This is a genomic window from Novosphingobium sp. (assembly GCF_032093395.1).
In the GTDB taxonomy this organism is placed as follows: domain Bacteria; phylum Pseudomonadota; class Alphaproteobacteria; order Sphingomonadales; family Sphingomonadaceae; genus Novosphingobium.
On record NZ_DAMDBA010000057.1, the window covers coordinates 1 to 10,271 of the forward strand.

At 60.6% G+C, this 10,271-nt stretch carries 10 protein-coding genes and 2 pseudogenes; 5 read left to right on the top strand and 7 right to left on the bottom strand.

Features of this window, described 5'->3' with window-relative positions:
* On the bottom strand, positions 1–911 hold a 911-nt coding region (locus tag RT424_RS17080), incomplete at its 3' end, for a PHB depolymerase family esterase (protein WP_313440692.1).
* A 383-nt stretch (positions 912–1,294) separates the two neighbouring features.
* Between RT424_RS17080 and RT424_RS17090 the strand changes: the two genes are divergently transcribed.
* A complete protein-coding gene (locus tag RT424_RS17090) occupies positions 1,295–1,492 on the top strand; it encodes a hypothetical protein (protein ID WP_313440742.1) in 198 nt (65 codons plus the stop codon).
* A 25-nt stretch (positions 1,493–1,517) separates the two neighbouring features.
* Complete coding sequence (locus RT424_RS17095) at positions 1,518–1,748, top strand: hypothetical protein (RefSeq protein ID WP_409521528.1); 231 nt, start codon at positions 1,518–1,520, stop codon at positions 1,746–1,748.
* A gap of 224 nt (positions 1,749–1,972) precedes the next feature.
* Here the strand turns inward: RT424_RS17095 and RT424_RS17100 are convergent, their stop codons facing one another.
* From RT424_RS17100 to RT424_RS17115, 4 genes and pseudogenes are all read right to left on the bottom strand, one after another.
* Complete coding sequence (locus tag RT424_RS17100) at positions 1,973–2,167, bottom strand: ferredoxin (RefSeq protein WP_313440694.1); 195 nt, start codon at positions 2,165–2,167, stop codon at positions 1,973–1,975.
* Complete coding sequence (locus RT424_RS17105) at positions 2,164–3,642, bottom strand: cytochrome P450 (protein ID WP_313440696.1); 1,479 nt, start codon at positions 3,640–3,642, stop codon at positions 2,164–2,166. Before RT424_RS17105 ends, RT424_RS17100 begins: the two co-directional genes overlap by 4 nt.
* A 65-nt stretch (positions 3,643–3,707) precedes the next feature.
* Positions 3,708–3,935: pseudogene (locus RT424_RS17110) on the bottom strand (DDE-type integrase/transposase/recombinase); the annotation flags it as partial.
* A 46-nt stretch (positions 3,936–3,981) separates the two neighbouring features.
* Positions 3,982–4,356 (bottom strand): VOC family protein, encoded by a 375-nt coding sequence (locus RT424_RS17115; protein WP_313440698.1) that lies wholly within the window; start codon positions 4,354–4,356, stop codon positions 3,982–3,984.
* Positions 4,357–4,656: 300 nt separating this feature from the next.
* Here RT424_RS17115 and RT424_RS17120 point away from each other — a divergent pair, with 300 nt between their 5' ends.
* Together RT424_RS17120 and RT424_RS17125 are read left to right on the top strand one after the other, a co-directional pair.
* Positions 4,657–5,844 (top strand): MaoC family dehydratase N-terminal domain-containing protein, encoded by a 1,188-nt coding sequence (locus RT424_RS17120; RefSeq protein WP_313440700.1) that lies wholly within the window; start codon positions 4,657–4,659, stop codon positions 5,842–5,844.
* Between the two features lie 12 nt (positions 5,845–5,856).
* A pseudogene (locus RT424_RS17125) lies at positions 5,857–6,525 on the top strand (AMP-binding protein); the annotation flags it as partial.
* On the opposite strand, the gene RT424_RS24555 reads toward RT424_RS17125, so the two are convergent.
* Together RT424_RS24555 and RT424_RS17130 are read right to left on the bottom strand one after the other, a co-directional pair.
* The gene (locus RT424_RS24555; RefSeq protein ID WP_409521527.1) at positions 6,526–6,636 is read right to left on the bottom strand and encodes an SDR family NAD(P)-dependent oxidoreductase; all 111 of its coding nucleotides are present in this window, start codon (positions 6,634–6,636) and stop codon (positions 6,526–6,528) included.
* Positions 6,637–6,753: 117 nt separating this feature from the next.
* Entirely contained in the window at positions 6,754–9,300 is a 2,547-nt protein-coding gene (locus tag RT424_RS17130; RefSeq protein WP_409521526.1) for a TonB-dependent receptor domain-containing protein, read from the bottom strand.
* A gap of 581 nt (positions 9,301–9,881) precedes the next feature.
* On the opposite strand from RT424_RS17130, the gene RT424_RS17135 reads away from it, so the two are divergent.
* The gene (locus RT424_RS17135) at positions 9,882–10,235 is read left to right on the top strand and encodes a hypothetical protein (RefSeq protein ID WP_313440704.1); all 354 of its coding nucleotides are present in this window, start codon (positions 9,882–9,884) and stop codon (positions 10,233–10,235) included.
* Positions 10,236–10,271: the final 36 nt, after the last annotated feature.

Here is a 10,271-nt window from a genome sequence, read left to right on the forward strand (position 1 = left end):
TAGTACGTGCGCGAAACCAAGGGGCCGGGCTGCGATCGCTCCAGCGTATTGAGGAACGCGGCGGCGTTGGACGGATGGACAACGCGATCTTCGTCGCCGTGGAAGATGATGGTGGGAAGGGGGCGCGGCGCTCTGCCGGTTGATCGGGCCCGACCCTCCCCACGCATGGCGGCGAGCGCCGAGGGTAAGGTCCGGATCGTGCCACGCGCGACGCCAGAATGGACGCCGACCGCCGTGAACAGGTCCGGATAGGCCGCTCCAATGATCGCGGCGGCCGAACCACCCGCCGAAATGCCTGCAATGAAGACCCGTTTCGGATTGCCCGCGGCAAGGGCGATGACATGGCGGGTCAGCGCCACGATCAATGCCGGTTCTCCTTCTCCGCGTGCCTGGTTCTTTCGTCGGTGCCAGTTCCAGCACCGCGCCAGATTAGCCCGCTGCGACTGCTGCGGATAAAGAACGAGGCAGCCAAGTTCGTCTGCGAGCGCATTCATGCCGGTGCCGGTCGCGAAGTCGGATGCGGTCTGCGAGCAGCCATGCAGCATCACGACGAGAGGTCGGTTCCGTCTCTTGGGGCCCCGCGGCGTGTATAGCCGGAAGTGGATCGTGCCGTGCGCGCACTCGAATTCATGCGCGCCGAACGTCCCGGGCGCCGGGCGGGGTTGCCGGGCCGCCGCCGGCTTTGCGCCGGTGCGTGGGGGGTTCTTCGGCGATCTGCTCCTCCTGGGCGCAGGAGGCTTCAACTCGTCCTGCATGGCGACCAGCGCCGACATCGGGCGGCCCTTGCGGACGAGGCGTGCTGCCTTCGAAAGCATCTTGAACAGATCGGCCATCGCACCTTGATTAGTCTTAGTTGCTTGCACTGAAGCTACACAAGCGACGAACATCGCAAAGCCCGTGTCGGATGTCATTCTTCGACCATGAGCTCGCCGTTTCCTGATGGAGATTTTGGGCATCTTAAGCAGGAAAGCAGATGGGCCGCGCCTAGGAACGGAGAATCTGAACGCCACGCGGAAATCCTGGACCGGCCGGTGGAGAAGCCGACTTTCGTGTTCGGCCTGCCGCGCACAGGAACGACACTGACAATCAACCTGCTGAACGAAGACCCGGCGCGGCGCTGCTTCCTGCGATGGGAAGCATTCGCTTCGGTGCCGCCGCCCCAGCCCGAGGAATTCTACGGCGGTCCGCGTTACGATGATGCCCAGGCTCAGTTAGACCATGCGCTGAACGTCATGCCGCACATCGCGGCAACCATCACGAGGACGCCGGTAGTCCTTGCGAATGTCAATTTTCGATGGCGCCCAGCTTCGTCTCGCAAGTGTTCGATTCGCAGTATCGCATCCCCAGCTACCACCGCTGGTTCCTGGATAATGCGGATTATATGCCCGCGTTCCGTCATCAGAAGCGCCTGCTGCAACTGCTCCAGTCACAGGCGCCGGGGCGCTGGACACTGAAATCCTTGGCATCCTCTATATCTGGACGCGTTGCATGAGGTCTATCCCGACGCCCGACTCGTGATGACCCACCGCGATCCAATGGGTACGATGCGCCGCCTCTCCACGCACTGCGGCGACGAATTCAGTACGGAGGCGGAGGCCAATATGCAGCGCTATCTCGAAACGAAACCCAAGGACCGCTTCGGCAAGCATACATACAATCTGACTGATTACGGCCTCACTGGCGACGAGATTCGCGAGCGCTTCTCAGATTACTGCGCCGATTACGATGTGGCGTTGAGCCGGGCCTGATTTGCCCGGGAAATGCCAACCCGAATGCGGCCAAAAAAGCATGGCGTGATTCGGGTGAACGAAAATGTGCGCGATGCGATTCGAGCGATCGTGCCAGGCGACTGATAGATTGTCGGAAAAACTGACGAAGGCCCCGATCCGGCGAGGCCAATAGCCTCGCTTCGAATTGCGAGCCTTCGACGGCAACTAACATTTTCGGCTATTCAAAAGTTTCCTTCGGTTGATCAATCTTCAGTGACGAAGATAGCGCGTGCGGGGCACTGATCGGCCGCCTTGCGTACCAGCTCCTCGAATTCGGACGGAACTTCGTTCACCAGCACTGATGCGTAGCCATCTTCGTGCAGTTCGAACACTTCGGGGCAGGTTCCCACGCAGATGCCGAAGCCCGCACACAGGTCTGTATCGATGCGGACCTTCATTGCGACGGCGCCTCGCGCGGATCGAACTCCAGGTTGATATGCGTAAGTCCGCGCAGAATGAAAGTCGGCAGGTAGCTATAGCGGCGCGCGTCGGCCGGACCATGAACCTTCTCGGAAATCCGGATGTCGCTGGTTCGATCGAACATACGGTTGAGGCTGACGACCGCCTCCGCCCGCGCCAATGGGGCACCCGGGCAGGCATGACGACCGGCGCCGAATGCCACGTGCAGGCGGGCGTTTTTCCGAGCCATGTTGAATTCGCCGGGGTTTTCGAACTTCCGGGAATCGCGGTTGGCGGCGCTGTTCGAGATATACAGGAAGCTGCCCGCCGCAATGTCGACGCCGCCGAGGGTGGTCGGCTTCTTGGTCAGCCGGAAGTCGCCTTTCACCGGCCCTTCGATCCGAAGGCATTCCTCGACGAAATTGGGGATCAGGCTGCGATCATCGCGCAATTTTTGCTGCAAGTCGGGTCGCTCGCCGATCACCTTGAAGGCATAGCTGAGCAGGCGCACGGTGGTTTCCTGTCCGGCGGCGAACAGGTTTGCGGCGATCCGGGCGACATCGAGCGGCTCTGGAACCGCCCCGCCCGGGAAAGTCGCGTTAGCGAGCCCGGTCAGGATGTCCTCCCTGGGATTGCGCCTGCGATCTTCGATATAGGCGGAAAAGGTATCGTAGAGCCACTGGAGCGGCGAATGATGAACCCCGCCATCGGTGCCGCCCACCACAGCGCCGCCGCTCTCCTGTTCCACCCGGATCAGATGGTTGCGAAATTCCACCCTATCCTCAGGCGGCACGCCCAGAAGGTCAGACACGACCAGAACGGCGAAAGGCTGGGCGAACGCGTCCATGAATTCGCACTCGCCGCGAGACAGAAAGGTATCGATCTGCTCGTCAGCCAGCTTCCACATGAACTCCTCATTTTCCCTGAGGCGCTTCGGCGTGATCAGCGACATCAGCAGGGACCGATGCTCGGAATGCACTGGCGGATCCATCGTCGGCAACTGGTCGCTGAACGGTGTCTGATCGCGGTATGCTTCTATCAGTTCGGAAATGTCTTCGTTCTCGTGCCCTTCCAGCGGGATCGGGCAGCCAGCGAAGGGCCCGGTTGTCGACATGCACGACGAAAAGCGGGCAGGATCATTGTAGACCTCAAGCGCTTCGTCATAGCCGGTCACCATAACGATACCTTGATGCGGCTCACGGAACACCGGAGACTGATCCCTCAGATAGTCGAAGTAAGGATAAGGGTCGCTCACGAAGTGATCACTTCGGAAGAAATCGTGTTGGTTAAAACCATTGTTCGGAGTGGTCATGGTCTCTCCTGTAGCTCGTCGCCGGTTCTGCTCTCGTCGACAACTGCCGGCTGGCCTTGTGCGCTGTATATGAATGGCGTCACGCGCCCGTCGCGAGTCCAATTTCAGAACTTCATATTGATCGCCAGAACGATTGCCGGGATTTGCCGCACTGAACCGCACCGAGATTGCCGGAGGCCAGTTTTCTTAAATTAAAGCAGCCAGTCGGATGTCGTCCAGCATGGCGTAATAGCGTTGATCGTTTCGGCAAAAGCGTTTTCGTAGCTGTCGCCTACGCTGCCGACGGACGGCTCGATGACGGCTTCAGCAAGGCGCTCGGTCTACTTGATGGACACGTATTGCGATCCGCGATCGCTGTGATGGACCAGGCCGCCCCGATGAACGGGCCGTCGGTCGTGGATAGCCTGCTCCAGTGCATCCAGGACAAAGCTGGCGTGCGCCGTCCTGCTGACGCGCATCGTGCCCGACGGAGCAGGGCCGGCTGCAGGCGAAAACACCCGGCTACTCGGGTTCGACGAAGGTCAATTCCAGCGGTACGCCGTGCGGATCGAGCAGAAATATCTGCGCTACGCCTGGGCTGATATGGTCGGCTTCAGCATATTTGATGCCGGCATCGTCCAGGCGGGCTTTCATTGCCGGCCGGTTGTCACAGCGCAGCGCCACATGATCGATACTGCCGGTGTTGGAGCCCTCGGGCTGCTTCATTCTGAGATGAATTATGGGATTTCCCTCATCATCGAACAGCCAATGAGCCTGATTTCCCATGACGACGGGCCCCAGCCTGTAGGTAAGGCCCAAAGCGCGCTCGTAGAATCGGGCGCTTCGTTCGGGATCCGTCGTCCTGATATTCACGTGATCGATACCGGCCACCGCCATTGGTAATGCCCCTCTGAATGATCTTTTGGGTTCGGATCGGTGTTCCCAAACGCGCTGCGCTCAGTCGCGAGAATGGCGTGGAACATCGGCCTTACGACGAGACCGACGTCTTGAGATTGGCACCCGCGGGGCAAAATGTCCTGCAGGATCGGAGCGCTAAAACTTCGATATCGCCAGAGCGCACAGCCGATCGTCGCGATCCGTCAAGTCAGGGCGGCGAATCCACGCGATTGTGTCTCGAAAGGCGGATTGCCTGCGGAGATCCGCCGGTCGGCCAACAGGACAAATGGGAGATATGGCATGGCGGAAAGTGACGCTCAGGTAACGATGGACATTAGCGATGTCGAATGGCGATTAGGACACCAAGTCGGCGGCGGGGAACTGTGGGAACCTTGCAACAAGACCGATATCCGCCGCTGGGTCATGGCGATGGACTATGTGAACCCGCTGCACTGGGATCAGCGCTTCGCGCAGGAGACAAAGTTCGGAGACATCATCGCCCCGCAATCGATCTGCGTCGCGCTCGACTATGGCCACGGCAACAACCAGGCCTGCGTCGGCCGGATCGACGGCCAGCACATGATCTTCGGCGGCGAGGAATGGTGGTGGTACGGCACGCACGTCCGGCCCGGCGACCATCTCAGCCATGAGCGCATCTTCACCGGCTACAAACTCACCGACACCAAGTTCGCCGGCCCGACGCTGTTCCAGCGCGGCGATACGATCCACCGCAACCAGCGCGGCGATCTTGTCGCCAAGTCATGCCCGACGGTGATACGCTACCTGGCCAAGGAAGCGGAAAAGCGCGGCATGTACGCCTCCACTGCCGGCACGCCGCACAAGTGGACGGCGGTTGAACTGGACGAGATAGACAAGATCCGCCGCGATTGGTTCCTTTCGAACCGTGAGGGCAAGTCGCCGCATTTCGAGGAAGTCTCGGTGGGGCAGAAGCTGCCGCGCCGCGTGATTGGACCGCATTCGATCGCCAGCTTCACCACCGAGTACCGCGCCTTCATCTTCAACATCTGGGGCAGCTTCTACTGGCAGGGCGTCGAGGGCGTTCCCGATTGCTGGGTCAATCAGGACATGGGCTGGATCGACGGCTTTTCCTTCGACGAGGTCGGCGCAATGACCGATCCGCGTCTGCGCGATGGCCTCTACCTCGGCCCCTCGCGCGGGCATATCGACGATGGACGTGCCAGCGAGATCGGCATGCACCGGGCCTATGGCTACGGCGCGACGATGGCAGCCTGGAACACTGACTACCTCGCGTTCTGGGCCGGGCATGACGGTATGGTCCGCCATGCCAAGAGCGAATTCCGCGGGCCAGCCTTCGAGGGCGACGTCACCTACATCGAGGGCGAGGTGATCGAGAAGATCGAGAAATCCGAATGGGGCTTCCCGGTCGTGCGGATCGAAGTGCGGATGACCAATCAGGACGGCAAGATCGTCGTCACCTCGGTCAACGAAGTCCAACTGCCGCACTGAGGAGCACGGACATTGTCTTCGCACGATTTCGTTGTCGATCGCTCCGTCTCCATCGCGCGCGGGCTTCCGCTTAGCGAGGAGGCGGGGTTAGGAGAACGGACGCTTGGCGGCTTCCTGTGGGACGTAACGTCCCGCTACGGCGGCCGTGAAGCGCTGGTCCACCGTCTTGACGACGGGTCGCGCGAGCGATGGAGCTATTGCGACCTGTGGGACCGATCGCGGGAGGTGGCCAAGGCGCTGATCGCGACTGGACTGGGCAAGGGGGAGCGTGTCGGCATCCTCATGACCAATCGGGCGGAGTTCCTTTCGGCAATGTTCGGGGCGGCGCTGGCGGGCGGCGTCGCAACGCCGCTTAGCACGTTTTCGACCCCGGCCGAGCTTGAATATCTGATCGGGCACTCGGCGGTATCGTATTTGCTCTTCGAGGAGAGCGTGCTCAAGAAGGACTTTCTTGAGATCCTTTGCGGGCTCGATCCGCAGATCGCGGCGAGCGCACCCGGTTTTTATGCGTCGAGCCGGTTCCCGTTTCTGCGAGAACTCGCCGTGGTCGGCGGGGAAGGGGGAGGTACTGCTCGTTCCTGGCGTGCGTTTCTGGTTCTAGGGCTGGCGGTGCCGGATGACAGGCTGGACGCGCGCATGAAAAGCGTGGTTCCGGCAGATCCGGGCGCATTGTTCTTCTCGTCAGGCTCGACCGCCCGTCCGAAAGGTATCCACGACACCTACCGCCATACCGTCACGAGCAAGCCGTTTTGCGCAGGCTTTGCCGATCCCGGATGCCGCGCCGGTGACCAATGCCGTATTGTTGGGTCATCGCTTTCTCACCTTTCCCATGGACAGTGCACCCAGAGAAAAGACCCGGTCGGCGAAGACCGCCGACCGGGCAAGGAGGGAGCGCAAATTGTGTTGAATTCAGAATTCTTTCTGGACGCCGATCTGGAAGATACGTCCGAGAGTGAAGGCGACACTGGGGTCGTATCCCGCTTGGCCGACGTTCTTGTAGACCGGAGGATCCCGATCGAAGACATTGTTGACGTTGAAGGTCACCGCCAATCCGTCGGTCAGCCCGCTGCCCTTGAACGCATATTTGAAGAACAGGTCGACCGTGTCGAATGACTTGATCCGGGTCTGGCCAAACGCCGATGGCTGTCCCGCATCGCCGCGCTTGTAGCCGGCTGAATGATACCATGTGGCTTGCGCGCGGAACCCGTGGATCGTGGTTCCAAGGGTGGACATGATCCTTGCCTTGGGCGTGCCGAATGCCAGTTCGTCGACGACAGCTGCCGTCGGGCTCATCTGGGAGTCCTGCGTGAGGCGAATGTTCCCGGCCACCCGGGCGTCGAACGATGCGAAACTCGTGTCGAGCACATAGCTGACATCGAAATCGATGCCGGTCAGCGTGGACGTGCCGAGATTGCGCACGAGGGTGTCGAGAACGACGCCGACCGGAATGCCAGCCCCGCCGGCAGAACTCACAAGGGCCTGAGCCGCCGAAGTGGGATTAAGGACCGTGAAGCCGGCATTGGCGGGGTTCTGTAGGCCCGCAACAATGGCCGCCAGTTGCTGTCCGCTTGGACGGAAGATCCAGAGATTGGGGAAGTTATTGTAGAAGTCAGTGAGACCGGTTCCGGTCACGGGTCGGCCGATCGTCCCCTTGAGATCGATGTGATAATAGCTTGCATCGAGCGTAAGCCCGGGAATGAACGGAGGTTCGATCGTGGCACCAACGGCCCAGCTCTTGGCGGTTTGCGGCGTCAGGCCGGTGACCGAACCGTTGCCGAGGAATACGCCGGTCTCGCCGGGTGCAAAGCTGGATCCGGGCGGCGGGGCCAGAAACTGGCCCGGCACGAGGTTGGCCGACGCCGTAAGCGGCCCTAGCTGATCGACAGGCGAGGGTGCCGTGAACGACTTGCCCCAATTTGCCCGAATGGAAAGCCAGTCGATCGGCTTGTAGGTCACGGCGAACTTCGGATTGAACGTGTCGCCGAAGTCATTGTACTTGTCGTACCGGGCCGAAGCGGAAAGCAGCAGGCTTTCAAGTCCGGGGCCGGCATCGTTGAAGATCGGCGCTTGCACCTCTCCGAACAGCGATTTGACCGTCTGGGTGTATTTGACGATCGGCAGGGGCCTCAGGCTGGCGTCCGTGGTCTGGCGCGCGAAGTTGTCGCGCATGTATTCGCTACCGACCGCGACCCGGACGTCGCCGCCAGGAAGCTTGAACACCGGGCCGTCCGCGATGAACCTGTAGTCGTAGAGTTCATTGCGGCCAAATCCACGCTCGTGTCCGTCCAGGATATTTGCGAGCACCGAGGGTGAGGTCGAGGCAATGTCGTAGGGATTGAGCGTCCCTGCGGCGAGTGCAGCGGCCTGCGCAAGCGGGTCGAGGACATTATTGTCGTAGGTGACCTTGCTGCGACCATAACTGAATAGCGCACGGGCCTGCCAGTCGCTGCCGAGTTTGGCCGTCAGCGTCGGTGTAACGCTCCACGATTGCAGTTCGGTATCTTGGCGGTTCGAGCGTTCACCGTCTACGGGTCCGTAATTGAAACGGACCGTCTGTGTCCTGCCGCTGTTGGCACCGCCCGTGTTACGGTAGAAGGGATTTGCCGAGGTTACCGTGACCGTGCCGGTCGTGCTGCCCACAGCGCCAAGCGTGCCGCCGAAACCTGTCGTCTTGCGATTGGCATAGTTCGCGGAAACGTCTGCGCTCAGCCAATCACCGAGGTCCTGGGTGAGGCGCGCAAATGCGGTGTTGAGTTCGTTGCGCGGATAGATTGCCTGGTCTTGAGAAGGGTCGCAGGTATTGGGGTCGCCCGCCACCAGGCCGTTTCCGGAGTTTACGTAGGTGGTCGTTCCGATGGTAGTCGTGGGATCGGCGCAATTGCGTCCGACGGGCACGCCGGTGTTCCAGTCGATACGTCTCACGTAATCGCGATCCGATCCGAAGATCGCATCGTGCCGCGCGTAGTTGTAAGCGACATAGAGGCCGCCGCCGGTCCATTTCTTGCCGACAAGCAAGCCTGCATCCCATGACGTATAGTCATCGCCGAAGCCGACGCGACCCTCGACTTTGACGCCGTCATAAGTCTTGCGGGTCATGAAGTTGAGCACGCCGCCAAGAGCATCCGAACCGTAGACCGCCGAGCCGCCGTTGAGCATCGCCTCGACCCGCTCGATGGCGATAGGCGGGATGATGTCCGGATCGACAGCGATCTGCTGGGTTCCTGCGCCGACCACGCGGTGTCCGTCGATCAGAACCAGCGTCTGCGCGCCGCCGCTGGTATTCGCGGCGGGCAGCGCGCGCAGGTTCGGCCGGGAAATCGGATTGCTGCCGTTCGAGCCGGACACGGACGATACACCGGCGGGAACCAGCCCGAAGAAGTTGCTGACCTGGGGAATGCTTGCAAGGATTTCGTTGGTGCTGGTGCCGCCCGTGGCTTCGGCCTGCTGTTCATTCATGCCGACGACGTTGGAGCCGGCAGGAGCGATCCCGCGGATCAATGTACCGGTGACAACGATCTCGGAGTCCGCCGTCGCTTGAGCCTGGGATGTCTGTCCTGGATCGCTCTGAGCGTGCGCCGTTGCTGTCGCTACCGCGCAAATTGCAGCGCCGGTGGCAAGCCGGCACGAGTAAGCCTTTAAGCTCGAAAGCCTCATAGTCCTCACCCCATCATTGTTTTTTATAATTAGGGCACTGTATTATCGATTCCTGAATGTTGCAATGATCTTCTCGGTTCCGGAAATACGAAGAGGTGTACGAAGGCATAGGAGGTGAACTAGCGAAATAGCCTGCGTGAATTCTCGCTTTCCCATTGCTGCCGAATGGTTTTCAGTCGCCATTGCCGCCGAGCGTTCAGTCGGCAGCTCGCATCATAATCGTCAAATATGATACTAAATGGTGAATTTGCTCGTTGGATTGTTCGAGGGCGGCGGTTGATTTCAGTACGTGCAATCCGGGCATCATCGCTCCAGCGAAGTTCGTCCGAACACGGCGAGTGTCGCGATCCGTCAAGTGCAAAGGCAGTGCTCGGTTCTATCCAGTGGCAACGCAGAAGGCGCTTCGGCTGGCAGACGAACGGGCGCCCGACGAGATAGCGAGCGGGAACCGCGACGCATCCAGGGAGGATTTCATGATTGGCCTGAATGCCGCGCGATCTGCGTCCATTTTTGCGATCGCATGCTCGATGGCGAGCTGGCCGGTAATGGCGCTGGCTCGGCAGGCCGCAGGCGACAAGGCGACCGATCCTTCCGATCGCTACACGGTGGCGTTGTTCAGGGACAATGTGACCAACCGTCGTTTTCAGACGCAGGTATTGTTCAATACGTTGGGCACCGGTACCGTCTGGAATTCGCCGGTTACGTACGGCATCGAACTCGGCGCGAAGTTCCGATGAAGGCTCTGTGTCTCATCGCGCAATCGGGCGAGGGGG

Bases quoted from the DNA above. Each gene is read 5' to 3' on its own strand.
- RT424_RS17100 (WP_313440694.1), bottom strand. From the start codon at position 2,167: ATGAAGGTCCGCATCGATACAGACCTGTGTGCGGGCTTCGGCATCTGC.
- RT424_RS17090 (WP_313440742.1), top strand. From the start codon at position 1,295: ATGGCGCCCAGCTTCGTCTCGCAAGTGTTCGATTCGCAGTATCGCATC.
- RT424_RS17115 (WP_313440698.1), bottom strand. From the start codon at position 4,356: ATGGCGGTGGCCGGTATCGATCACGTGAATATCAGGACGACGGATCCC.
- RT424_RS17120 (WP_313440700.1), top strand. From the start codon at position 4,657: ATGGCGGAAAGTGACGCTCAGGTAACGATGGACATTAGCGATGTCGAA.
- RT424_RS17130 (WP_409521526.1), bottom strand. From the start codon at position 9,300: ATGAATGAACAGCAGGCCGAAGCCACGGGCGGCACCAGCACCAACGAA.
- RT424_RS17095 (WP_409521528.1), top strand. From the start codon at position 1,518: ATGACCCACCGCGATCCAATGGGTACGATGCGCCGCCTCTCCACGCAC.